Raw genomic sequence first — 23,334 nt, 5'->3', positions numbered from 1 at the left:
GGTTTTCCCCTGACCTCCGCCTGATTTACCCCTCAGGCCGGGAAACCCGTTCCGACCTTCGGTGATAGGTGATGCGCATCACGCACTCAGGAATGCGCAGCGGGAGTTCTGGGAATTGCCCCACGAGGAATTGCTCAACGACGTCCGGTGGCCAGAACGACGAGGAACTGGCCGCCGCCCGCCTCGACGGTGGCGGTCACGGGCAGCCCCGGCACCAGCCGGGAGAACCGGTCCGCCAGCCAGTCCGCCGTCTCGTGGGCGTCCTGCTTCGTCGGGCAGCGGGCCACCATCTCGCGGCCGCCCTTGCGCTCCAGCCGGCCGGCCACGGTGATCAGGGGCGCGGGTTCGGCGACGTGCAGGCGGTCCGGCCAGGCGATGACGACCTTGACCGCGCCCTTGCGGCTGTTGCACCCGCGGTGCGCGAGCCGTTCGGTGATCTTCGCCTTCCGGTCGGCGGTCCGGCTGTCGACGCTGGGCCCGCGCGCGTCGTTCACCGACATTCCCGGGTCGACCGGTTCGTCGCACACCCAGCATCGCCAGCCGTCGCGTTCGGCCACGTCGTCGAGGAGACTCACCGGGGCAAACTAGCCTGCCCGCGTTCGGGGCTCACGGGACGGTGACGAGCACGCGGCCGCGACCGCCCGCGTCGACCCGGTCGTGGGCCGCCGCGATCTCGGCGAGCGGGAACAACTGCCCGACCTTCACCTGCAGAGCGCCCATGGCGGCCGCGGCGGTGAGGTCGCGGGCCGCGGCTCGTTTCGCGGCCGCCGGGAAGTCGTCGCTGCCGAACAGCCTGACCGTGGCGTTGGCGAACAGCAGTGGCCAGAACGGGATCTCCGTGCGGTCTGCGCGGGTGCCGTAGGCGGCGATGATGCCGTCGTTCGCGAGGACGGCGACGTCCAGGTCCGCGTTGTCGGACAAGGACACCTCGATGATCCGGTGCACGCCGTCCGGTGCGTTCGCGCGAATCTCGTCGGCCGCGCCGGGGCTGTCGAGGGCCACCGCGTGCGAGACGAACTCGGGGTCGACGAGGTCGAGGTCGCTGGTCCTGGTCACGGTTCCCACGACGGTGGCGCCGCCCCAGCGCGCCAGTTGCGCGGCGAGGGAGCCGACGCCGCCGAGCACGCCCTGCACCAGCACGGTCCGTCCGTCGACCGGTCCGTCGGCGAACACCGTGCGGTGGGCCGTGATGCCGGGGATGCCCAGGCTCGCGGCCAGTTCGTCGGTCACGTGATCGGGCAGCGGCACGGCCAGGTGCTCGGGCACGACCACGTACTGCGCGGCCGTGCCGGACGCCCGGTAGGACTGCGCGCCGTAGACCCACACGCGCCGTCCGAGCCTGTTCTTGTCGACGCCGTCGCCGACCGCGTCCACCACTCCGGCGGCGTCGCTGTGCGGGATGACCTTCGGGTAAGGCATCGAGGAACCCAGCCAGCCACGCCGTTTCTTCGTGTCACCGGGGTTCACCCCGGACAGTCGAACCTCGACCCGCACCTCACCGGGGCCGGGCTCGGGATCGGGTAGCTCGCCGACGTGCAGCACGTCGGTGGCGGAGCCCTGCCGGTCGTACCAGGACGCGAACATGGTTCTCCTTCAGCCGCAACGGGAAGTCGGTCGTCCTTTTCAGACGGTCGGCCCGGTCAGACGCCAGCCACTCTGCCAGGTCCAGCCGTTGCGCGCGTTGAGGGAGATGTTCAGGAAGGCCAGTTCCTCGAGCGACCGGGCCATCCGCAGGCCACCCGCGTCGATCGGCCGGAAGCCCAGCGAGGTCAGCAGTTCCGCCACGACCTGCTTCGCCGCCTCGTCGTCGCCGGCGTAGTACCCGTCCAGCGGAAGGCCGTCCTCGCTCGCGGCACCCAGCCGGGACGCGAAGAGCGTGTTGAACGCCTTGACGACCCTCACTCCCGGCACGGCGGAGGCCAGTTGTTCCGCCTGGCTCGTGCCGCCGGTCGTCAGGTCGCTGTAGGTCTCGTTGAGGGGGTTGGTGGCGTCCACGACGACCGCGGTCGTGCCCTTGATCTCGGCCAGCACGTCGGCCGCGACGCCGGCGGGCACCGCGAGGACCACCACGTCCGCGCCCTGGGAGGCGTCCGCGGCGGACACCGCGGCCGTTCCGCCTGCCTGCTCGGCCACCTTGACCGCGTTCTCCTCGTGGGCGGCGGCGACGGTGACCTGGTGTCCCGCGGCGACGGCAGCGCCGGCGAGCCCGGATCCGACGTTGCCCGCACCGATGATCGCGACGCGCATGACAGCCTCCAAAATAGTTCAAGTTTGAACTTTCTGTCTCCGACACTAGGAGCGAATGGTTCAAGCGTCAAGTAAATTGGGGGTGTGACCCCGGACTCGCAGGAACCGCGCTGGCTGACGGCGGAGCAACGGCTGGCCTGGCTCGACATGGTGCGCGTGCTGACGCGGCTGCCCGCGACGCTCGGCGCCCAGCTGGAGCGCGACGCCGGGCTGACGTTCTTCGAGTACCACGTGCTGTCGATGCTCTCCGAGATTCCCGGCCACGCCCTGCGCCTGAGCCGCCTCGCGCAGCTGACCAGTTCCTCGCTGTCGCGCCTGTCGAACGTCGTGAAGCGCCTGGAGTCTCGTGATCTGCTGCGCCGCGAGCCCGATCCCGCCGACGGCCGGGCCAGCCGCGCGGTCCTGACCGACGCGGGCATGGCCGCCGTCGAGCAGGCCGCGCCCGGTCACGTCACCCTGGTCCGCGAGCTGGTCGTGGATCCCTTGGACGCCAAGCAGCTGAACCAGCTGCACGCCGCCCACGAACGCATCCTCGACCGGCTCGACCCCGCCTCGTCCACCCGGCCGGAATGGCTGGAGACCTGAGTCAGAGCGCTGCCTGCTCCTGCCACCGCGCCAGCACGCCGAGCGCCCTCGCGAGCACGGGCGAGTCGTCGTCGGCGCGTACGGCGGCCAGGAGGTCGATGCCCTGCTTTCCGGCCAGCGGACGGTAGGTCGTGCCGGGCACCCCGAGTTCCGCCACCGGTTCCGGAACCACGGCCACACCGAGTCCAGAAGCGACGAACGTGACCAGGGTCGAGGTCTCCGCCACCTCGTGCCGGATCCGCGGCTCGAACCCGGCCGCGCGGCACAGGTCCGTGACGATCCCGTGCATGACGGAACGGCCGTGGGACGCGTGCACGATCAGGTCTTCCTCGCGCAGATCCTCGATCTTCAGCCGCTTCCGCCGGGCGAGGCGGTGGTCCTCGGGCAACGCCACGATGAGCCGGTCGCGGCGCACGGCGGTCACCCGCAGCCCGGCGTGCTCGACCGGTGGGCGCAGCAGTGCGAGGTCGATGCGGCGATTGAGCAGGGATTCGAGCTGGTCCGGTGCCAGCATCTCGCCGCGGAACACGAAGTCGACGGCCGGCAGCTCGTCGCGGAGTACGCGTGCGAACGCGGGCAGCAGGCTGTAGGTGGCCGAGCCGACGCACCCGACGACCAGCCGGCCCTGCCTGCCCTCGGCCACCCGCCGCGCCTCCGCCGCCGCATCGTCCACAGCGGACAGCACGGCTCGCGCGCGGTCCAGGTACACCAGCCCGGCGTCGGTGAGGTCGACCCTGCGGGTGGTGCGGTGCAGCAACGTCACCCCGAGCTCGGCCTCCAGCTGCTGGATCTGCTGCGAGAGCGGCGGTTGCGCCATGTGCAGGCGTTCGGCGGCACGCCCGAAGTGCCGTTCCTCGGCGACCGCCACGAAGTACCGCAGATGACGAAGTTCCACCGATTGATACTCGCAGAGTCTCAGCAGACGTTAAATGAGTATTTCTCGATATCACCGGACCGCCCTAGTGTCGAGGACATGACCGACGTCGTGATCTGCGAACCCCTCCGCACCCCGGTCGGACGGTTCGGCGGGGCGCTCGCCTCGCTCAGTGCCGCCGACCTCGCCACCGTCGTGCTCACAGAACTGGTGCGCCGCACGGGGCTGAGGGAGGGGGATGTCGACGACGTCGTGCTCGGCCAGAGCTACCCGAACGGCGAGTCACCGGCGATCGGCCGGATCGCGGCGCTCGACGCGGGCCTCGGCATCGGCGTTCCCGGCCTCCAGATCGACCGGCGCTGCGGATCCGGGCTGCAGGCCGTGCTCTACGCGGCGGGTCAGGTCGCCACCGGTGCGGCGAAGGTCGTCGTGGCGGGCGGCGCGGAGTCGATGTCGCAGGTCGAGCACTACGCGCTGGGGCTGCGCACGGGTGTCCGCAGCGGCGGCATCCAGCTCGTCGACCGGCTCGACCGGGCCAGGGAGACGGCCGGTGGCCGGTTCCACCCGGTGCCCGGCGGCATGCTGGAGACGGCCGAGAACCTCCGCCGCGAGTACGGCATCTCGCGCGCCGAGCAGGACGAGTTCGCGGTGCGGTCGCAGCAGCGCTGGGGTGCCGCCGACCAGGCGGGCAGGTTCGCCGACGAGCTCGTGCCGGTGACCGTCCCCGGCCGCGGCGGCAAGCCTGACGTCACCGTCGGCCGCGACGAGCACCCCCGCCCGGACACGACGCTCGACGACCTCGCCGCGCTGCGCCCGGTCCGGCTGAAGCTCGACCCCGAGTCCACGGTCACGGCGGGCAACGCCAGTGGTCAGAACGACGGCGCCGCGTTGTGCGTGGTCACCACCCGCGACGAGGCCGAGAAGCGCGGGCTGCGGCCCGTGCTCGCGCTCAGGTCGTGGGCCGTCGCCGGGGTCGGGCCCGAGGTGATGGGCATCGGACCGGTGCCCGCCACGGCCGCCGCGCTCGACCGGGCCGGGCTCACCCTCGACGACATCGACGTGATCGAACTCAACGAGGCGTTCGCCGCCCAGGTGCTCGCCGTGCTCCGCGAGTGGAAGGTCGACGCCGCCGACGACCGGCTCAACCCCAACGGGTCCGGCATCTCGCTCGGCCACCCGGTGGGCGCGACCGGCGCCCGGATCCTGGCGACGCTCGCGCACGAGATGCGGCGCCGCGGCAGCCGCTACGGCCTGGAGACGATGTGCATCGGCGGCGGCCAGGGACTCGCGGCCGTCTTCGAGGCGGTGCGCTGATGGTGCACCACGTCGTCACGGGCAGGCCGGACGGCCCGGTCGTGGTGCTGTCCAACTCGCTCGGGTCGACGCTGGAGATGTGGGACGCCAACGCCGGCGCGCTCGAAGAGCACTTCCGGGTGGTCCGCTACGACACCCGCGGCCACGGCCGCTCCCCCGTCGTGCCCGGCCCGCACACCATCGACACGCTCGCGGGCGATCTCGTCGGACTGCTCGACCGGGTGGGCGTGAAGAAGGCGCACCTCGTCGGGCTGTCGCTCGGCGGCATGACCGCGCTGCGCGTCGCCACGCGCAGTCCCGAGCGCGTGGACCGGCTCGCGGTCCTGTGCACCAGCGCCTGCCTCGGACCGGCGGCGAACTGGACCGACCGGGCCGCGCTCGTCCGCGCACAGGGGACGAAGGCGGTCGCCAAGGCCGTCGTCGAGCGCTGGTTCACCCCCGCGCACCAGGACCGCGCGCGGTGGGAGGCGATGGTGTCCGCCACCCCGGCGGAGGGCTACGCGGGCTGCTGCGAGGCGATCGCCACCATGGACCAGCGCGCGGACCTCGCCAGGATCAGCGCGCCGACGCTCGCGATCGCCGGAGCGGACGATCCGGCGACGCCGCCCCACCACCTCGAGGAGATCGCCACCTCGGTCCAGGACGGCCGGCTTCTCGTCGTCCCCGGCGCCGCCCACCTCGCCAACGCCGAGCAGCCGGACGTCGTCACGGCGGCGCTCGTCGACCACCTCACGAAGGAGAGCCGTTCATGAGCCTGGACAAGGTGGCCGGCGGACCGGCCGAAGCCGTGGCGGGCATCCGGTCCGGCGCGAGCGTCGCGGTCGGCGGGTTCGGGCTCGCGGGCATCCCGTGGTTCCTCATCGAGGCGTTGCTGGAGCACGGTGCGGACGACCTCACGATCGTCTCCAACAACTGCGGCGTCGACGGCGCCGGTCTGGGCCTCCTGCTCGAACACCGCCGCATCAGCCGGGTCGTCGCGTCCTACGTCGGCGAGAACAAGGAGTTCGCCCGGCAGTACCTGGCGGGCGAGCTGACCGTCGAACTCACTCCACAAGGGACACTCGCGGAACGGCTGCGCGCCGGTGGTTCGGGCGTGGGCGCCTTCTACACGCCCACCGGCGTCGGCACGCTCGTGTCCGAGGGCGGCCTGCCGTGGCGCTACAACTCGGACGGCACCGTCGCACTCTCCTCCCCTCCCAAGGAAGTCCGCACGTTCCACGGCAAGGAGATGGTCCTGGAGGAGTCGATCGTCACCGACGTGGCACTCGTGCGCGCCGCGATCGCCGACCGCGCGGGCAACTGCGTCTTCCACGCCGCCGCCCGCAACTTCAACCCGGCCGCCGCGATGGCGGGCCGGTTCACCGTCGTGGAAGCCGAACGCGTCGTCGAGGTCGGCGAGATCGACCCGGACCACGTGCACCTGCCCGGCGTGTTCGTGCAGAGCGTCGTCGCGCTCACCCCGGACCAGGCCGCCCGCAAGGACATCGAGAAGCGCACCACCCGCGCCCGCCAGGAGGCGAACTGACATGGCCTGGACCCGCGACCAGATGGCCGCCCGCGCCGCGCTCGAACTGCGCGACGGCGAGTACGTCAACCTCGGCATCGGCCTGCCCACGCTGATCCCCGACCACTTGCCGGCCGGCTCCACCGTCACGCTGCACGCGGAGAACGGCATCCTCGGCGTCGGCCCGTTCCCCTACGACGACGAGGTGGACCCCGACCTCATCAACGCGGGCAAGCAGACCGTCAGCGTGCTGCCGGGAGCCTCGTTCTTCGACTCCCCCACCAGCTTCGCGATGATCCGCGGCGGCCACATCGACACCGCCGTGCTCGGCGGCATGCAGGTCTCCGCGCACGGCGACCTCGCCAACTGGATGGTGCCGGGCGCGATGGTCAAGGGCATGGGCGGCGCGATGGACCTCGTCAGCGGCGCCCGCCGGATCATCGTCCTGATGGACCACGTCTCGCGCGCCGGCGACCCGAAACTGGTCGCCACCTGCACCCTGCCGCTGACCGGACGCCGGGTCGTGTCCCGCGTCATCACCGACCTGGCCGTGCTCGACGTCGCAGACGGGGCCTTCCGCCTGGTCGAGCTCGCACCGGGCAGCACGGTCGAGGACGTGGTGGCGAGGACGGGCGCGCCGGTGCTCGACGGCGTGCGGGCGTGATCACGCCCGCTACTCGATCTTCGACGCCGGCTCCACCGACATCGCGTCGAGCCGGCGGGCGTTGATCGGGTCGGGGGCGCGGAGGTGCAGCTGCCGTGCCGAGTCGAACGCGCGCTGTGCCGCGCCGAGGTCACCCGCCTCGGCGCGAACGGCTCTCAGGTCCAGATAGGCGGCGACGGCGAGGTGCACGTCGTCCGTGTCGTGGTAGAGCCTGGCGGCCAGGGCGAACTCGTCGGCCGCGGCGGCGGTGTCGCCGACGGCGCGCAGGCTGTGGCCGAACTCGCGGTGCGCGAGGGCTTCGCTCATCTTGTTGCCGGCCTCCACGACCGGCGGCAGCGCGGAACGGAAGATCCGGACCGCGTCGGCGTGCCGCTGCGCCCGTGCGTGCGCCTGGCCGAGGGACAGCAGGGAATCCCCTTGCTGGCCGACGAGATCGTCCTCGCGGGCGATGGCCAGGGACCGTTCGTGATGCTCGACCGCCCCGCCGAAGTCACCGAGCAACGACTTCGCGTCGCCGATGTTCTGCAGCACGATGGCCATGTAGCCGCGGTCGTCGAGCGCCTCGAACAGCGCGAACGCCGCTTCGTACGAGGCGAGGGCACCGGCGGTGTCGCCTTGCTCGTGGTGCATCCAGCCGAGGTTGTTCAGCGTCGCCGCTTCCCGGCGCGTGTTCCCGGCCTCCCTGGCGATGGCGAGGCACCGTTGCTGTTCCCGCACCGCCTCGGCGACCCGTCCCACGTGGACGAGGGCGATCGAGACCTGCGACCTGGCCAGGCATTCGAGGTCGGGGGCGTCGAGCTCCATCACGGCGTCGACCGCGGACCGCAGCAGGCGCACGCCGAGCAACCACGTGCCGCGGTGCTCGAAGTAACCGCTCATCAGGAACGGGACCTGCCACGCCGCCTCGTGCCGCCGCGTCGACACGGCGTGGTGGACCAACGCGGACAGGCTGGACTTCTCGGCGTCCAGCCACGCCAACGCGTCCAGCGCGGTGTCGAACGGCGCCACCGGATCGGCATCGACCACGGCCGGGCGGTAGGGCACGAGCAACCGGTCCGCCGCGGCCAGCCTGCCGACGTACCAGGCGCAGAGCCGGTCGAGCGCCGCCTCACGGCCAGGCCGGTCCTCCTCCGCCTCGGCGAGTTCCCTGGCGTACAAATCGATCAGGTCGTGGAAGGAGTAACGGCCGGGTGTCCGGCAGTCCAGCAAGTGCGCGTCGTGCAGCACCTCCAGCAGGCGAGCGCTGCCCTCGGCGTCGAGTGCGTCGGCGGCCTCGGGGGTGACGTCGAGGTCCGGCACCAGGCCGAGCCGCCGGAACAGCCTGCGCGCCGCCGGTTCGAGGCGCTCGTACGACAGCGCGAACACCGACCGCACGGCCGCTTGGTCGTCGTCGGAGACCGCGAGCGTGCTCAGCCGGTTGCGGGCCAGGTCGGATGCGAAGGCGGCGAGCCGGCGACGCGGCTGGTCCAGCAGGTTCGCGGCGGCGATCCGCAGTGCCAGTGGCAGGTGGCCGCAGGCCTGGGCGATCTCGGCCGCGGCGTCCGGTTCGGCGTCCACCCGTTCGCCGCCGAGGAGGGTCACGAGCAGTTCGTGTGACTCCTGCGGGCGCAGCGGAGCCAGCAGCAGGCGGCGTGCGCCGTTGATCGCGACCAGACCGGCGAGCCGGCTTCGCGACGTCACCAGCGTCACGGTCGTGGACGTGCCGGGCAACAGCGGCCGGACCTGGTTCACGTCGTGCGCGTTGTCCAGCAGCACCAGGACCCGCCGGTCGGCCAGCAACGACCGGTAGAGCCCGGCGGCGCTCTCGAGCTCCTGCGGAACGTGTTCGGCCGGGACGCCCAGTGCGCGCAGGAACTCCCCCAGCGCGTGCGCCGCGTCGACCGGGTGCGCGGTGGCCGCTCCGCGCAGGTCGACGTAGAGCTGGCCGTCGGGGAAGTCGTCACGCCTCTGCTGCGCCCATCGCAGTGCCAGCGCGGTCTTGCCGACACCGGCGGCACCCGCGATCGCCGAGATCGTCACCAGCCCCGCTCCGCCCGCGACCACGTCGTCCAGCTCCTTCAGCTCGTCCACCCGTCCGCTGAAGTCGCGTGGCGCGGCGGGCAGCTGCGCCGGCCGGGGACGGCTCGGCCGCGCCGGGAGGTCCAGCGCCGGATCAGCCCGCAGCACCTCCTGGTACCGGGCGCACAGGGCGTCGGACGGATCGACTCCCAGCTCGTCGCTGAGCACCTCCCTCGCCTGGTGGTAGGTCGCCAGGGCGTCCGCCTGCCGGCCGCACCGGTAAGGGCCACCATCAGCTGAGCGCGAAACCGTTCGTGCAACGGGTGCCGCGCCACCACCTCCGTCAGCTCCGCCACGAGATCGTTGTGCCGGCCGAGTTCCAGGTCGACGTCGAAGCGCTCCCCCAGCAGTGCGAGCCATCGGTCGGTCAGCGCGTCCGACGTCGTCAGCACGGCGGGTACGCCGGCGAACTCGGCGAGTGGCACACCGCGCCACAACGCCAACGCGTCGCGCAGCACCGCGGCACGCCGGCCCGGATCAACGGTCGCGTGGGCGTCCGCGACCAGCCGCCGCATCTCGTCGGCATCGCACTCGCCCGGTTCCACGACGAGCCGGTAACCGGCGGGACCGTGCGTTATCCGCGCCGGATCGCGGAGCTTCCTGCGCAGCCGATGCACGTACAGCTGCAGGGTTTTCCTTGCGGACGCGGGCGGTTTCGTCTCCCACAACGCGTCCGCGAGCGCCTCGGCGGACACCGGAGAGTTGGCGGCGCAGAGCAACAGGGCCAGCAGACGCCGGAGCATCGGTTGATCCAGATCGACGTCTTCCCCTTCCACCGCAACGCGAAGTGGGCCGAGCACGCCGAACGCCGTCTTCATGGTCGCCTCCCGCCGGACGACGGTGGCACCACCCCCGATGAAACCGTCGTGAAACCGGTCGAGTTCACGGTGTTGGCGTAACCGCGGGAGCGCGGGACAACGCACCAGGAGGGGGAATTACATGCGAACGGGGAAAGTCGCACACAAACTCAGGACCGCCGGCGTGGTCGTGGCCGCGCTGGGCGCCGCTCTGGCGGCGGGGCAACCGGCCACCGCGGATCCGGGCGCGCTGGCCGCCAAGTCGTGCACCGTCACCACCCAGTGGATCTGCGCGACCGCGCCGCTGTGGGTCAGCAGCGGCGCGAACCCGCATCTCGCGACGGTGAACATCCCGTGGACGGCGCCGTTCGAGCCCGGCACGCCGGACCCGATCAACTCGTTCGTCCTCATCCGGTACCTCGACGCCCCTGGCGATCCGGAGATCCTCCGCGACAACAAGAGGCGGGGACTCGAACACGACTTCTGGGACAAGGAGTGGACGCCCGGGAACTACCGGGCGGAGCTGCACTGCCCGTACTCGTACCAGGGAGCCACGCTCTACTTCGCCAACTGACCGGGGGACGACCATGAGATCGGTTCGCGCGGCACTCGCCGCCACAGCGGTTCTGGCCGCGGTGATGCCCTTGGCGTCGCCGGGCGTCGCGCAGGCGGCACCGTCCTGCAACAGCTTCACGACGTACTCCGTCACCGGCGGGTTCATGCGGGTGCCCACGATCGGTTGGGACACCGGCGCCTACAACTGCGACCTGGGCAGGGGCAACTTCGGTGACGCCGTCCGGGTCATCCAGGTGTCCATGCGGCGGTGCATGGGCCAGAACATCGCCGACGACCGGGATTTCGGCCCGAAGACCGAACAGGCGGTGAAGAACGTCCAGACCAGGCTCAACGAGTGGTACGACGCCGGTCTCGCGGTCGACGGGCGGTACGGCCCGCTGACCCGGCGAGGTGGCTTCGCGTTCGCCGTGTTCCCCACCTTCGCCACCTGGATCCCGAGGGAGGACGGGTACTGCTACTACAGGATCGATCCGTGAGGTGCCGCCGGCGCGGAGGGTCACCCCACGGATGCGCGAGGACATGATCACCTGCATCATCTGTCCATGCGCAGCTCACTGTTCAACCACGCGGAACGGCCCGTCGAGCCGGGAAGCTTCCAACTGCAGAACGAACGCATGCTCAAGGTGGACCTCACCGGCAGCGGCGGGTTCTTCTTCGCCAAGCAGGGATCGATGGTGGCCTACCAGGGTGACGTCGACTTCGCCTACGAAGGCAGCGGTGGTCTCGGCAAGCTGTTCAAGAAGGCCTTCACCGGTGAGGGCATGTCGCTGATGAAGGTGTCGGGCAGTGGCGACGTGTTCCTCGCCCAGGACGCCGACGAGATCTTCGTGCTGTACCTGGAGAACGAAGGCGTCACGGTCAACGGCAAGAACGTGCTCGCCTTCGACAGCAGCCTGAAGTGGGACATCAACCGCACCGAGGGCGCGTCGATGCTCAGCGGCGGGCTGTTCAACACCACGTTCACGGGCACCGGCGCGCTGGCGGTCACCGCCTACGGGACGCCGGTCGTGCTGAACGTGGACGTGCCGACGTTCGTCGACATGCAGTCCGCGGTGCTGTGGTCCACCTCGCTGCAGTCCTCGATCCGCAAGACGGCCAAGCTCGGCGCCGTCATCGGCCGCGGCTCGGGCGAGGCCTACCAGCTCGCGCTGCAGGGTCAGGGCATCGTCGTCGTGCAGGCGTCGGAAGGTCACCCCGTACCGGCCACGCCGTAACGCTCGGGTGATCGTCGAACGGAAGCGGCGCCGGTCTCGCACCGCGCCGCTTCCGTCCGTCCGGAGCATGATCTTCCGGCGGGACCGATGAGTTCACGCGGCCCCCGTGGTCCACATGCCGACCAAGAGCGGAAGGAAGCCCATGACCCAGCTGGTGAAGGTCCAGAACTTCGTCGTGTCGCGGGACGGGTTCGGTGCCGGTGAGGACCAGACCCTCGACCGGCCGTTCGGCCACGCCGACCCCGGCACGATGTTCGCGTGGGCGGGCGCCACGGCGAGCTGGCCCAACCGCACCGACCCCGGTGGCAGCCGCGGCCTCGACGACTACCTGACCCGCGACTTCGCGCACAACATCGGCGCGGAGATCATGGGCGCCAACAAGTTCAGCCCGCACCGCGGCCCCTGGGAGAACCACGACTGGCAGGGCTGGTGGGGCGACGAACCGCCGTTCCACACCCCGGTCTTCGTGCTCACGCACCACGAACGGCCGTCGTTCACCCTCTCCGACACGACGTTCCACTTCGTGAACGGCGACCCGGCCGAGGCTCTCGCGCTCGCACTCGAGGCCGCGCAGGGCAAGGACGTCCGGATCGGCGGCGGCGCCACGACCATCCGCGCGTTCCTCGACGCCGACCTCATCGACACGCTGCACGTCGCGGTGGCGCCGGTCGAGCTCGGCCACGGGGTGCCGCTGTGGAAGTCGCCCGACGAGCTGCTGGACCGGTTCCACGTCGACGTCGTGCCCAGTGCGAGCGGTGTGACCCACCACCTGTTCTGGAGGAAGTGACGTTCTGGCGGGTCCACTTCTCCGAGCAGGGCGGTGGATCCGTCACGGCAGTGTGCCGTTGCGGCGCAGGTGGTTCCGCGCGTGCTCGATGGCCTCGGGCGTGCTGGCGAACGTGCGCACGCCATGGGTTTCCAGCTGGTGGCGGTGCTCGTCGCGCACTCCGGAGAGCAGCACGGTGATGCCCCGGTGCTCCAGTCTCTCGACGGCGTCGCGCAGGACCAGCACGCCGGTGCCGTCCATCGTGGACACCCGGGACATGCGCAGGATCACCACGGAGACCGCCGCGATCTCGGTGAGCTCCAGCAGGAAGCGATGTGCCGCGGCGAAGAACAGCGGTCCGTCCAACCGGTAGGCGACGATGTGCTGGGCGAGCAGTGCGTGCTCCTCGGCGGTGTGGTCGCCGGGCTCCAGCGGTTCCTCGTCGATCCTCGCCGAACTGGCGACGGCTCGCAGCGCCAGCGCTCCCGCGACGACGAGGCCGATGATGACGGCGGTGACCAGGTCGAGTGCCAGCGTCGCGATCGCGGTGAGCGCGAGCACCACCGCGTCGGAGCGGTTCGCGCGCATCAGGACCCGGACCGAACCGACCTCGACCATCCGCACCGCGGTGGCGAGCAGAACACCGGCCAGCACCGCCAACGGGATGCGTCCGACCACCGGCGCCGCCGCCAGCATGATCACGGCGAGCGTCACCGCGTGCACCAGTGCCGCCAGTCGCGAACTCGCGCCGGACCGGACGTTGACCGCGGTCCTGGCGATCGCCGCGGTCGCGGGCACGCCGCCGAACATCGGCGTGATGACGTTCGCGACGCCCTGGCCGAAGAGCTCGCGGTCCGGGTCGTGCCGCTGGTTCACGCTCATGCCGTCGGCGACCGTCGCGGACAGCAGGCTCTCCAGGGCGGCGAGCGCGGCCACGGCGATCGCGGACGGCAGCAGCGACCACAGCGCGTTCAGGTCCAGGAAGGACAGTGACGGCGCGGGGAGCAACGCGGGCAACGTGCCGATCCGGGGCACGGGCAGGGACCAGATCTCCGCCGCCACCGTGCCCACCGCGACGGCGAGCAGCGAGAAGGGGACCGCCGGTTTCCAGCGCGCGCCGGCGAGCATGATCACGACGACTCCGCCGGCGAGGGCGACGGCGGGCAGAGCGGGGCCGGATCCGAACGCGCGGATGGCGTTCACCACGACGTTGTGCCCGTCAGGTGTGGGCACGCCGAGTGCCGCGGGGATCTGCTGCAGCGCGATGACCGCGGCGATGCCGAGGGTGAAGCCCTCGACCACCGGAGCCGGCACGTACCGCATGTAGCGCCCGGCTCGGGCCGCCGCCAACGCGAGGAGCAGCACGCCCGCGAGCAGGCCGACGGTCAGCACGCCGCCCGGCCCGAACGCCGCGACGATCGGCACCAGCACCACCGTCATCGCGCCGGTGGGCCCGGACACCTGCAGGCTGGAGCCGCCGAAGACGGCGGCCAGGGTGCCCGCCACGATCGCGGTCGCCAGTCCCGCGGCGGCGCCGAGGCCCGACGCCACGCCGAATCCCAGTGCCAGCGGTAACGCCACGACGGCGACGGTCAGCCCCGCGACGACATCTCTCGGCGTGGCGGCCGTCCAGTCGGCCTTCGCGGGCAGGAAAGCTCTCATGCGGAGTCCTCGCGCAGCTGCGCGAGCAACTCGTTCTGCCCGACCAGCAACTCCGTGAGGATCCTCCTCGCCGCCTTCATCAGATCGGCCACGTCCGCGCCCGCGAGCGCGTACACCACCGTCGAACCGTCGCGGGTCGCCGTCACGATGCCGGACCTGCGCAGCACGGCCAGCTGCGCGGACAGGTTGGACGCCTCGACCTCGATCTCGGCCAGCAGATCACGCACCGCCTTCGGGCCGTCCTGCAACAACTCCAGCACCCGGATGCGCACGGGGTGGCCGAGCATCCGGAAGAACTCGGCCTTCGCCTGGTACAGCGGAACCGGCACCGCTCAGCCCTCCTCTGGAGCGTCGACCGAGACGCCGTGCTCGGCCGCCAGGCGCCTCAGGTTGGCCAGATCCGCGCGGTGCACGTCCGCCGCGTACTCGTCCTGCCGCTCCTCCGCCTGCCGCACCGCTTGCTCCGCCTGCTCGACGCGGATGAGCAGACTGTCCTCGAACTCGTTCACGAGACCACGACCTGTCGAATTGAAGAATTCTTCAATTCGACACTCTACGACTCCGTCAACCGCGGCGCGCCCGCCGGCCGACCGTCGTGCCGGCGGTGCCCCGCAGGAGTCCCTCGGCGTCGGCGAGCGCTCCGATCGCGGCGGTCGATCCCGTCGCTTCGACGAACCGGCGGCACGCCTCGATCTTCGGTCCCATCGAACCGGCGGGGAAGCTCAGGTCCCCGAGGTCCGCCACGTCCAGGTGGCGCAACGGTGCGGCGGTCGGCATGCCGTAGTCGGACATCACCGCGGGCACGTCGGTGAGCAGGAGCAGGTGGTCCGCCTTCAACGAGATCGCCAGCGCGGCCGAGGTGAGGTCCTTGTCCACCACCGCCTCGACACCGTGCAGCCGGCCGTCGTCGACCACCGGCGCTCCCCCACCACCCGCGCAGACGACGATCGTCCCGCTGTTCACGAGCTGCTCGACGGACTCCTGTTCGACCAGCCGCAGCGGCTCGGGCGATGGGACGACGCGGCGCCAGTGCGGACCGTCCGCCGCCACGGTCCAGCCGTTCCGCGCGACCAGCCGGTCGGCCTGGGCGCGGTCGTAGATCGGGCCGATGAACTTCGTCGGCGCGGAGAACGCCTGGTCGGACGCGTCGACGACGGTCTGGGTGACGACGGCGAGGACCGGTTTGCGGACGCCCGCGTTGCGCAGCGACTGCGCGAGCCAGTAGCCGATCATGCCCTGGGTCTCGGCGCCGAGGGAGTCGAGCGGGTAGGGGCGGCTCAACGACGGGTCGGCCTCGCTTTCGAGTGCGAGCAGGCCGATCTGGGGGCCGTTGCCGTGGCACACGATGAGTTCGTGTTCTTCGGCCAGCGGCGCGAGTGCTCGCGCCGCTGTTTCGACGTGGCGGAGCTGAACTGAGGCGTCGGCGCGTTCGCCGCGCATGAGCAGGGCGTTGCCTCCGAGTGCGACGACGATGCGCATCAGGCCGGCCGAATCTGGACGGGCGTGGCCGGTCGCTTCCCGAACCGGGCGCGTCGCGGCAGGTGGTCCGGCTGCTTCTGCGCTGATGGCGAACTCCTCACTCCGATGTGGACAGCCCACGCGACCGTCACCTGCAGAACAGCCGGCCACGCGGGAGATCTCCGCTGCAACGGGGTGAGATCACTCCACCGCTTCCTTGCCATCGTCAGCTCCCCGCGCGCACGGCTTCGGTGGTGAACTCGACGTCGGTCACGCCCGCGATCGCGCGGACCAGCACGTCGACCACGTGCCGCTCGGTGGCGCTGTTCCCGTTGTCCACTATGGACACCCTGCCGTCGGTCACCGCGACCTGCCACCGCGTTGCGCCGCCGACCATGCCGAGCCGGTTGTGGATCTCGGCCTCGACGACCCAGTCCGCACGGGTGATGGACCGCAGCATGTCCCTGCGGGTCACGATGCCCGCGAGGTGGCCCTCGTGCACGACCGGCACGCTGCGCACACCGTGGTCGAGCATCAGGCCCGCGACCTCGGCCAGATCGGTGTTCGGACTCGCCGTCACCGGCGAGGTCGTCATGACCTGGGAGACCACGTCCGCGGGCGCCTGCCGGGCTTGGGCGGGTTCGCCGTGCACCAGTCCCCGCGGATCCTGAGGCAGGCGATCTCGCAGCAGATCGGCTTCGCTGACCATGCCGACCAACGCGCCCAGGGCGTCGACCACCGGCAGGGCGGTGAAGCCGCGGTCGGCGATCAGCCTGGCGGCGTCGCGCGCCGGGGTGTTCTGGTCGACGACCACGACGTCCGTCGTCATCACGTCTCGAGTCCTCATGTCGCTCCTCAGCCGAAGATCTCGGTCTGGTGGGTGTGGGTGGTGTCGTTCCATCCGGCCCGCAGTTGGTTGTGCACGTCCACCACGCCGGGCAGGGCGCGCACGAGGTGTTCGGCGATCTCGACCTCGCTTTGCCGCTCCAGCTGTCCCTGCACCGTCACCACGCCGCCGGTCACCGCGACGTGGAGGGAGTCGGGGTCGACCCACAGCACCCGGCCGAAGATCTCGTCGCGGATCGTGGTGCGCAGCTCGTCGTCCTCACGCACGAAGAGCTTCAGCAGGTCGCGGCGGGACAGCACGCCGACCAGCGCGCCGTCGGAGTCCACGACGAAGAGCCTGCGCACGCCGGTGGCGGCGAGTTCGCGGGCGGCCGCGCTCGCGGCGAGGTCCGGCGGGATGCTCCGGACCGGCGAGGTCATCACGTCGCGGGCGGTCACGCCACTCGCCTGCTCCCAGCGGTGCTTCGTCGCACGGCTCGCGAACAGACCAGGTGCTTCTCCGGTGCCGCCGCGGAACTCCTCCTTGGGCAGCAGGTCTGCTTCCGAGACGACGCCGACCGGACAGCCGCCGTCGAGCACGGGGACCGCGCTGATCTTGTCGTCCTCCAGCAGCCGCACGAGCTCCTTGAACGGGCACTCGACGTCTGCGGTGATCACCTCACGCGTCATCAGCGAGGCGACTGTCGGTTCACGCATGTCACCCTCCGGCACTCCCTGGTTCGTGTGTGACCAAGCCTCGTCGGCGCCGCGGCGGGCTGACACCTGCCAAGGACGTGGGCGAGCCGGGACGTTCCGACCTGTCGAGAGGACCGAACGACTCTGCGTCGGGCGGGCTCAGGTCTGCCACGAGCAACCGGCGACCCGTCGCCACTGAGCACAAGGGCTCTGTCCCCGTCTGGCCGGCGCGACGATGGTGCCGGTATGACAGAGATCCTCGTCGCCTACGCGACCAAGATGGGCGCTACCAAGGAAATCGCCGAACTGATCGCCGCACGGATCCGCTCGGCGTCGCACGAGGTCGTCGTGCTGGACGCCGCGGACGTCGGTTCGGTCGAGCCCTACAAGGCCGTCGTGCTCGGCAGCGCGCTGTACGCGGGCCGGTGGCGCCGGGAGGCGGTGAAGCTGCTGACCCGCAACGAGAAGCTCCTGCGCACCCGGCCGTTGTGGCTCTTCCACAGCGGACCGCTCGGAACCGACCTCGCCCCTCGGCAGGCGCCGCGGAAGGTGCGCGAGATCGCCGCGCGCATCGGGGCTGAGGAGCCCTTCACCTTCGGCGGCAGGCTCACGCCGGAGACCGCTGTCGGCTTCATCGCCAGGAAGATGGCGACAAGACCGATGGCGGGCGACTTCCGGGACCGGGACGAGATCGACCGCTGGGCGTACACGATCGCCCAGCGGCTGGTCGCGGCGCGCTGACTGCTCAGCCGCGTCTTCAGCAGCTGGAGCCCATCGCCCACCTGGCACGACCACGCGGAGTCGAAGGACCCTGCCCGGCGGGGCCCGTTCGCCGGATGCTGGGGGGCTGACGACCGACTGCTCAGGAGTGATGATGAAGATCGACGAACTGATCGCCAGCGTCAAGGACTCCGTGGAGGCGAAGAAGGTCTACGCCGAGCCGTACGAGCGCAACGGGGTCACGGTCATCGCCGCCGCGTCCATCTCGGGTGGCACCGGTGGTGGCTCCGGCCGGGACGAGAAGGGCCAGGAGGGCGAGGGCGGCGGATTCGGGATCTCCGCGAAACCGACCGGCGCCTACGTGATCACCGGCGACAACGTGCGGTGGGTACCCGCGGTCGACGTGAACCGGCTGATCGCGACCATGGGCGCGGTCGTGGTCGCGGCGATCTTCGTGGCCGCTCGCCGGTATCGCCGCGGCGGGTCGTGATGTCCCGGCCGGACCGGGACCAAGGGCTGCGTTCGCGGGTGGCGCCTCTGACCAGACTTCAACCAGAAGAACTTTCTGGGAGGTAAAGATGTCCGCTGTTCACGCTCCTGCTCGCACCCGAACCGGAACGGGTGCAGTGCCCCTCGCGGTGCTGCGCATCGTGACCGGGTTGCTGTTCCTCTGGGCGTTCCTCGACAAGGCGTTCGGTCTCGGCTACGCCACCCAGTCCAAGAACGCGTGGTTCTCGGGAGGCTCGCCCACGAAGGGCTTCCTCAGCCGGGTCGCGGTGGGGCCGTTCGAGTCGTTGTTCCACGACATCGCTGGGGCCTGGTGGGCGGACGTGCTGTTCATGGCCGGTCTGCTCGCCGTCGGGGTGGCGCTGGTGCTCGGCATCGGCCTGAAGATCGCGGCCGTGAGCGGTGCGCTGATGATGCTGCTCATGTGGGCCGCGGAATGGCCGCCGGCACAGCACACCTCGACCGGCGAGGCGACGATGTCGACCAACCCGCTCATCGACTACCACGTCGTCTACGCCCTGGTGCTGATCGCCCTCGCGGCCACCGCGTCCGGCGTCACGTGGGGTCTGGCGCGCTGGTGGAACGGTCTGCCGGTGGTCAAGGCGAACCCTTGGCTGCGGTGAACGACAAGAGAAGTGAGCGAGGGCGCCGCGGACGCGGCGCCCTTTCTCTTCGTCCGCGAGAGGTCGAGCAGCGAAGCGCGATCACCGAACTCCCCGCGTTCAGACCAGCTTGGCGGCGTGATCCGGTACTTCTCGTTGCAGAGCCCGGTCCGTGCGCTGGTAGCCGCTGGACGGCGGCCGCGCGGGCAGCTTGATCTTCGGCGCGGTGACCTCGTGGTAGTCGATCGTGCTGAGCAGGTGGGCGATCATGTTGATCCGCGCCCGTCGCTTGTCGTCGCCTTCGACCGCGTACCAGGGTGATTCGGCGATGTCGGTGTGGACCATCATCTCGTCCTTGGCGCGCGAGTAGTCCTCCCAGCGCGTCAACGACTCGAGGTCCATCGGGGAGAGCTTCCAGCGCTTGAGCGGGTCGTCGAGGCGCTTGCGGAAGCGGCGTTCCTGCTCGGCGTCGCTGACCGAGAACCAGTACTTGCGCAGCAGCACACCATCTTCGACGAGCATGCGTTCGAACTGCGGGCACTGCCGGAGGAACAGCCGGTGCTCCTCCGGGGTGCAGTAGCCCATCACGCGTTCGACTCCGGCGCGGTTGTACCAGCTGCGGTCCAGCAGCACGATCTCCCCCGCCGCCGGCAGGTGTGCGGTGTAGCGCTGAAAGTACCACTGGGTGCGTTCGCGTTCGCTGGGCGCGGGCAAGGCGACGATCCGGGCGACGCGCGGGTTGAGGTGCTCGGTGATCCGTTTGATCGCCGAGCCCTTGCCCGCCGCGTCCCTGCCCTCGAACGCCACCACGAGCCGGGCACCGGTGGCCTTCACCCACTCCTGCAGCTTCACCAGCTCGGTCTGCAGCCGGAGCAGCTCCTGCTCGTAGACCTCGCGCCCCAGCTTCGCCATCAGCTCCCGTTCCCGCGGCGCTGCCGCCACTTCTCCAGCTCCACGACGACGTACGCCGCCGCACTCAGCATGAAGACCACCAGCCAGGGCTGCCACCCGAGCGGTGCGGTGTGGAACAGGTCGTTCATGAACGGCACGTACGTGAGCAGCAGTTGCAGCCCGACGGTCAGTCCGACACCGACCCACAGCCACCGGTTCGGTCCGGTGCTCGGCCGCCACTTCTCCAGCGAGCGGCAGTTGACCAGGTAGGCGATCTGGGCGCCGACGAAGACGTTCACCGCCACGGTCCGCGCGACCTCCAGCGTGGCGCCCGAGGCGAGCTGCCAGCGGAACGCGCCGAAGGCGCAGGCCAGCAGGATCGCGGAGACGAACACGATCCGGCCGACGAGTTGCCGGGTCAGCAGCGGGAGCGACGGCGGCAGCGGCGGTCTGGACATCACGTCGGCCTCGCGGGGCTCGAACGCCAGCGTCAGTCCCAACGCGACGGCGGTGGTCATGTTGATCCACAGGATCTGCACCGGCAGGATCGGCAGTGCCGTGCCGAGCAGGATCGCGGTGAGGATCACCAGGCCCTCGGCCATGTTGGTGGGCAACGTCCAGATGATGAACTTGCGCAGGTTGTCGAAGACCGCACGCCCTTCCTCGACGGCGGCGCGGATCGAGGCGAAGTTGTCGTCGGTGAGCACCATGTCCGCTGCCTGCTTGGCGACCTCGGTGCCGCCCTTGCCCATCGCCACGCCGATGTCCGCGCGCCGCAACGCCGGGGCGTCGTTCACCCCGTCGCCGGTCATCGCGACGACCTCGCCGCCGGCCTGGATCGCCTTGACCAGCCTCAGTTTCTCCTCGGGCGCGACGCGGGCGTGCACGTCGGTGATGCCGAACTCCGCCGCGATGGCACGGGCCGTGGCCGGGTGGTCGCCGGTGATCATCTTGACCTCGATGCCCGCGGCCTGGCAGGCACGGACGGCTTCGATCGCCTCGGGCCGTGCCGGGTCGTGCATCGCGACCAGGCCGAGCAGGACCACGTTGCCCCGCAGGCCTTCCTCGGACAGCTCGACACCCGCGGCGCGACCGATCGCCAGCACCCGCAGCCCTGCGGCGGCCAGCTCCTCGGCTTCGACGCACCGGTCCAGACCGGCGAGGGTGAGGATCCGTTCGACCGCGCCCTTGACGTAGACGACGTCGCCGGCGTGCCGGGTCGCCATGAACATCCGTTCCGAGCTGAACGGCAGCACGTCCACCCGTTCCGGCACGTCGCTCTCGTCGAGCCCGGCCTTGCGTGCCGCCACGACGAGCGCGGCCTCGGTCGGATCGCCGACGGGGAGCCAGCGTCCGCCGTCCTCCACGATCCGCGCGTCGTTGCACGCGAGACCGGCCAGCAGGCATGCGCGCAAAGCCGAGTCCGGCTCAGGCGTGATGGCCCCGGCGGGCTCGTAGCCGATGCCCGAGAGCTCATGACGCGTGCTTCCCACCACGACCGCGCTGACCGTCATCGCGTTGGCGGTCAACGTCCCCGTCTTGTCCGTGCAGATCACCGTGGTGCTGCCCAGCGTCTCGACGGCGGGCAACCGGCGGATGATCGCGTTGCGCTTCGCCATCCGCGCCACCCCGATCGCCAGCGTCACGGTGACCGCGGCGGGCAGGCCTTCCGGGATCGCGCCCACGGCGAGAGCGACGGCCGCGGTGACCATCTCCGCGAGAGGTTCGCCGCGCAACAGGCCGACCAGGACGCTGAACGCCGCGAGCCCGAGGATCACCACGGTCAGGATCTGGCTGAAGCGCGTGAGCTTGCGGGTCAACGGGGTCTGCACGGTGGTGGTCGTGCTGACCAGCCGGTGCACGCGGCCGATCTCGGTGTCCGTGGCGGTCGCGACCACGACGCCACGCCCGCCGCCCGCGGTCACGAGCGTGCCGGAGTAGGCCATGTTGGTCCGGTCGGCCAGCGCGGTGTCCGAGGGCAACGCCACCGAACTCTTCGCCACCGGCAGGGACTCCCCGGTCAGCGCCGACTCGTCGACGCGCAACTCCTTCGTGGTGACGAGCCGCAGATCCGCGCCGACCTGGTCGCCCGCCTCCAGCACGACCAGGTCGCCCGGCACGAGTTCCGCCGACGGGACCCGTGCGGTGAGACCGTCACGCACGACGGTCACCTCGGTGCGCACCATCGCCGTCAACGCGTCCAAAGCCCGTTCGGCACGCGCCTCCTGGATGAACCCGATGACGGCGTTGACCACGACGACGCCGAACACCACGGAGGCGTCCACGATCTCGCCCAGTGCCGCGGTGATGCCCGCGGCCACCAGCAGGACGTAGATGAGCGGGTGGTGCAGCTGTCCGAGCAGCCGCACCACCCAGCTCTGCCCGCGCTGGGCGGGCAGCTCGTTCGGCCCGAGCGCGGCCAGCCGGTCCCGCCACTGGGTGGTGGTGAGTCCGGCGGCCTCGTCGGTCTCCGCGTTCAGGACGACCTCGGCCACCGCCAGTCGGTGGTGGAGGACGTCCTCGCGGTCAGCCGTGCTCAGCGGCATGGCCCACTCGCAGGTGCGGGTCGTCGTGGCTGAGGGCCCTCAGCACGTCCAGGCGGGTGACCACGCCGATGACCTGGCCGTAGTCGAGCACCGGCACGCAGAGCACCTCGTAGCGGGCCATCGCCTCGAAGAGCGTCGCCACGTCGAACTCCGGCCCGATCGTCAGCGCCGGCTGCGACATGACCTGCTCCACCTTGAGCGAGCCGCCCTCGCCACGGCGGCAACCGGCCTTGGTCACCACGGCGATGAAGACGCTCCCGTCGACGACAGGCAGCATCGTCAGGCCGAAGTCGTCCATCAGCCCCTCGGCGTGGCGGGCGAAGTCACGCGGCCCGACCGTGACGAGTGGACGGGCCATCGCGTCGGCGGCCTTCATCGCGCGGTCTCCGCGAGCTCGCGGTCGTTCACGGGGATGACGACGATCGGCGCGTGCGCGTGCCGCACGACGTGCATGCTCGTCGAGCCCAGGACGATCTGACGGATCCGGTGCCCGGTGTGCGAGGCGACGACCAGCAACTCGGCACCCTCCGACACCTTCTCGAGCGCCTCGGCGGCGTCGCCGCGCACGCTCGTGCGGACGATCTCGGGCAGGTCCTGACGCTGCTCCGACGCCTTCAGCACCGCCTTCTCGAGCAACGCCTCCGACTCGGCCCGCACGCGCTGTTCGGTGGTCTCGGTCCAGTCCGCGAGCGCCTCGAACGTCCAGGCGTGGACGACCTGCAACGGGCATCCCCGCACGACCGCCTCGTCCAATGCCCATTCCAGTGCTCGGTCCGACGCGGGCGTTCCGTCGACGCCCACCACGATCGGCTTGGTGCTCATGGCTTT

The 23,334-nt window shown here is 70.9% G+C and carries 27 protein-coding genes and 1 pseudogene; 13 read left to right on the top strand and 15 right to left on the bottom strand.

The features are described from left to right. Window positions 1–134: 134 nt before the first annotated feature. From ACH413_RS05110 to ACH413_RS05100, 3 genes are read right to left on the bottom strand one after another with little or no spacing between them, the layout of a single operon-like run. Complete coding sequence (locus ACH413_RS05110) at window positions 135–575, bottom strand: hypothetical protein (protein WP_360036185.1); 441 nt, start codon at window positions 573–575, stop codon at window positions 135–137. A gap of 31 nt (window positions 576–606) precedes the next feature. Next, window positions 607–1,584, bottom strand: a complete 978-nt coding sequence (locus tag ACH413_RS05105; RefSeq protein ID WP_360036183.1) for an NADPH:quinone reductase — start codon at window positions 1,582–1,584, stop codon at window positions 607–609. 39 nt (window positions 1,585–1,623) lie between these two features. Beyond that, window positions 1,624–2,247: an NAD(P)-binding domain-containing protein gene (locus ACH413_RS05100; RefSeq protein WP_360036180.1), complete on the bottom strand. Its 624-nt coding sequence runs from the start codon at window positions 2,245–2,247 to the stop codon at window positions 1,624–1,626. A gap of 84 nt (window positions 2,248–2,331) precedes the next feature. On the opposite strand from ACH413_RS05100, the gene ACH413_RS05095 reads away from it, so the two are divergent. Next, the gene (locus tag ACH413_RS05095; RefSeq protein WP_360036177.1) at window positions 2,332–2,832 is read left to right on the top strand and encodes a MarR family transcriptional regulator; all 501 of its coding nucleotides are present in this window, start codon (window positions 2,332–2,334) and stop codon (window positions 2,830–2,832) included. Window position 2,833: 1 nt separating this feature from the next. Here ACH413_RS05095 and ACH413_RS05090 read toward each other — a convergent pair whose 3' ends face one another. Further along, window positions 2,834–3,727: a LysR substrate-binding domain-containing protein gene (locus ACH413_RS05090; RefSeq protein WP_360036174.1), complete on the bottom strand. Its 894-nt coding sequence runs from the start codon at window positions 3,725–3,727 to the stop codon at window positions 2,834–2,836. A gap of 78 nt (window positions 3,728–3,805) precedes the next feature. On the opposite strand from ACH413_RS05090, the gene ACH413_RS05085 reads away from it, so the two are divergent. Genes ACH413_RS05085 through ACH413_RS05070 form a run of 4 tightly spaced genes read left to right on the top strand, consistent with a single transcriptional unit; the run spans window position 3,806 to window position 7,188 of the window. Beyond that, window positions 3,806–5,020, top strand: a complete 1,215-nt coding sequence (locus ACH413_RS05085) for an acetyl-CoA C-acetyltransferase (RefSeq protein WP_360036171.1) — start codon at window positions 3,806–3,808, stop codon at window positions 5,018–5,020. Beyond that, complete coding sequence (gene pcaD, locus ACH413_RS05080; protein ID WP_360036169.1) at window positions 5,020–5,772, top strand: 3-oxoadipate enol-lactonase; 753 nt, start codon at window positions 5,020–5,022, stop codon at window positions 5,770–5,772. Before ACH413_RS05085 ends, pcaD begins: the two co-directional genes overlap by 1 nt. Continuing rightward, the gene (locus ACH413_RS05075; protein WP_360036166.1) at window positions 5,769–6,545 is read left to right on the top strand and encodes a CoA transferase subunit A; all 777 of its coding nucleotides are present in this window, start codon (window positions 5,769–5,771) and stop codon (window positions 6,543–6,545) included. Before pcaD ends, ACH413_RS05075 begins: the two co-directional genes overlap by 4 nt. Window position 6,546: 1 nt before the next feature. After that, complete coding sequence (locus ACH413_RS05070) at window positions 6,547–7,188, top strand: CoA transferase subunit B (protein ID WP_360036163.1); 642 nt, start codon at window positions 6,547–6,549, stop codon at window positions 7,186–7,188. Between the two features lie 12 nt (window positions 7,189–7,200). On the opposite strand, the pseudogene ACH413_RS05065 reads toward ACH413_RS05070, so the two are convergent. Continuing rightward, window positions 7,201–9,977, bottom strand: a pseudogene (locus ACH413_RS05065) (BTAD domain-containing putative transcriptional regulator); the annotation flags it as partial. A gap of 15 nt (window positions 9,978–9,992) precedes the next feature. On the opposite strand from ACH413_RS05065, the gene ACH413_RS05060 reads away from it, so the two are divergent. The 5 genes from ACH413_RS05060 to ACH413_RS05040 all read left to right on the top strand — a co-directional run bounded on the left by ACH413_RS05060 (window position 9,993) and on the right by ACH413_RS05040 (window position 12,620). After that, window positions 9,993–10,145 carry a hypothetical protein gene (locus ACH413_RS05060; RefSeq protein WP_360037287.1) on the top strand — a complete coding sequence of 51 codons (153 nt, stop codon included), beginning with the start codon at window positions 9,993–9,995 and terminating at the stop codon, window positions 10,143–10,145. A gap of 40 nt (window positions 10,146–10,185) precedes the next feature. Next, entirely contained in the window at window positions 10,186–10,617 is a 432-nt protein-coding gene (locus ACH413_RS05055; protein WP_360036160.1) for a hypothetical protein, read from the top strand. A gap of 13 nt (window positions 10,618–10,630) precedes the next feature. Continuing rightward, complete coding sequence (locus tag ACH413_RS05050) at window positions 10,631–11,095, top strand: peptidoglycan-binding domain-containing protein (RefSeq protein ID WP_360036157.1); 465 nt, start codon at window positions 10,631–10,633, stop codon at window positions 11,093–11,095. Window positions 11,096–11,161: 66 nt separating this feature from the next. Continuing rightward, window positions 11,162–11,833, top strand: coding sequence for an AIM24 family protein (locus ACH413_RS05045; RefSeq protein ID WP_360036154.1), 672 nt, complete (start codon window positions 11,162–11,164; stop codon window positions 11,831–11,833). Between the two features lie 142 nt (window positions 11,834–11,975). Next, window positions 11,976–12,620, top strand: a complete 645-nt coding sequence (locus ACH413_RS05040) for a dihydrofolate reductase family protein (RefSeq protein ID WP_360036152.1) — start codon at window positions 11,976–11,978, stop codon at window positions 12,618–12,620. A 42-nt stretch (window positions 12,621–12,662) separates the two neighbouring features. On the opposite strand, the gene ACH413_RS05035 is transcribed toward ACH413_RS05040, so the two are convergent. From ACH413_RS05035 to ACH413_RS05010, 6 genes are all read right to left on the bottom strand, one after another. Next, window positions 12,663–14,261 (bottom strand): SulP family inorganic anion transporter, encoded by a 1,599-nt coding sequence (locus tag ACH413_RS05035; RefSeq protein ID WP_360036149.1) that lies wholly within the window; start codon window positions 14,259–14,261, stop codon window positions 12,663–12,665. Further along, window positions 14,258–14,590, bottom strand: a complete 333-nt coding sequence (locus ACH413_RS05030; RefSeq protein ID WP_360036146.1) for a metalloregulator ArsR/SmtB family transcription factor — start codon at window positions 14,588–14,590, stop codon at window positions 14,258–14,260. The genes ACH413_RS05035 and ACH413_RS05030 overlap by 4 nt, the downstream gene beginning before the upstream one ends. Before the next feature lie 3 nt (window positions 14,591–14,593). Continuing rightward, a complete protein-coding gene (locus tag ACH413_RS05025; protein WP_360036143.1) occupies window positions 14,594–14,770 on the bottom strand; it encodes a hypothetical protein in 177 nt (58 codons plus the stop codon). 55 nt (window positions 14,771–14,825) lie between these two features. Further along, window positions 14,826–15,740 (bottom strand): carbamate kinase, encoded by a 915-nt coding sequence (locus tag ACH413_RS05020; protein ID WP_360036140.1) that lies wholly within the window; start codon window positions 15,738–15,740, stop codon window positions 14,826–14,828. A 205-nt stretch (window positions 15,741–15,945) separates the two neighbouring features. Beyond that, window positions 15,946–16,566: a CBS domain-containing protein gene (locus tag ACH413_RS05015; RefSeq protein WP_360036137.1), complete on the bottom strand. Its 621-nt coding sequence runs from the start codon at window positions 16,564–16,566 to the stop codon at window positions 15,946–15,948. Between the two features lie 8 nt (window positions 16,567–16,574). Further along, window positions 16,575–17,261 (bottom strand): CBS domain-containing protein, encoded by a 687-nt coding sequence (locus ACH413_RS05010; protein ID WP_360036134.1) that lies wholly within the window; start codon window positions 17,259–17,261, stop codon window positions 16,575–16,577. 225 nt (window positions 17,262–17,486) lie between these two features. Here ACH413_RS05010 and ACH413_RS05005 point away from each other — a divergent pair, with 225 nt between their 5' ends. The 3 genes from ACH413_RS05005 to ACH413_RS04995 all read left to right on the top strand — a co-directional run bounded on the left by ACH413_RS05005 (window position 17,487) and on the right by ACH413_RS04995 (window position 19,090). Continuing rightward, a complete protein-coding gene (locus ACH413_RS05005; protein ID WP_360036131.1) occupies window positions 17,487–17,981 on the top strand; it encodes a flavodoxin domain-containing protein in 495 nt (164 codons plus the stop codon). A gap of 133 nt (window positions 17,982–18,114) precedes the next feature. After that, window positions 18,115–18,450 carry a spore germination protein GerW family protein gene (locus tag ACH413_RS05000; protein ID WP_360036128.1) on the top strand — a complete coding sequence of 112 codons (336 nt, stop codon included), beginning with the start codon at window positions 18,115–18,117 and terminating at the stop codon, window positions 18,448–18,450. 88 nt (window positions 18,451–18,538) lie between these two features. Then, a complete protein-coding gene (locus ACH413_RS04995; RefSeq protein WP_360036125.1) occupies window positions 18,539–19,090 on the top strand; it encodes a hypothetical protein in 552 nt (183 codons plus the stop codon). Between the two features lie 99 nt (window positions 19,091–19,189). Here ACH413_RS04995 and ppk2 read toward each other — a convergent pair whose 3' ends face one another. The 4 genes from ppk2 to ACH413_RS04975 are packed head-to-tail and all read right to left on the bottom strand — an operon-like array spanning window position 19,190 to window position 23,328. Continuing rightward, the gene (gene ppk2, locus ACH413_RS04990; protein WP_360037247.1) at window positions 19,190–19,981 is read right to left on the bottom strand and encodes a polyphosphate kinase 2; all 792 of its coding nucleotides are present in this window, start codon (window positions 19,979–19,981) and stop codon (window positions 19,190–19,192) included. Then, window positions 19,981–22,506: an HAD-IC family P-type ATPase gene (locus ACH413_RS04985; RefSeq protein ID WP_360036122.1), complete on the bottom strand. Its 2,526-nt coding sequence runs from the start codon at window positions 22,504–22,506 to the stop codon at window positions 19,981–19,983. The genes ppk2 and ACH413_RS04985 overlap by 1 nt, the downstream gene beginning before the upstream one ends. Then, window positions 22,487–22,882, bottom strand: coding sequence for a CBS domain-containing protein (locus tag ACH413_RS04980; RefSeq protein ID WP_360036119.1), 396 nt, complete (start codon window positions 22,880–22,882; stop codon window positions 22,487–22,489). Before ACH413_RS04980 ends, ACH413_RS04985 begins: the two co-directional genes overlap by 20 nt. Continuing rightward, window positions 22,879–23,328 (bottom strand): universal stress protein, encoded by a 450-nt coding sequence (locus ACH413_RS04975; RefSeq protein ID WP_360036116.1) that lies wholly within the window; start codon window positions 23,326–23,328, stop codon window positions 22,879–22,881. Before ACH413_RS04975 ends, ACH413_RS04980 begins: the two co-directional genes overlap by 4 nt. Between the last annotated feature and the right edge of the window lie 6 nt (window positions 23,329–23,334).

Source organism: Lentzea sp. NPDC020367, assembly GCF_044387305.1.
GTDB lineage: Bacteria > Actinomycetota > Actinomycetes > Mycobacteriales > Pseudonocardiaceae > Lentzea.
Note: the sequence above shows the minus strand (reverse complement) of the source record. Positions and strands in the feature narration are given on the sequence as shown.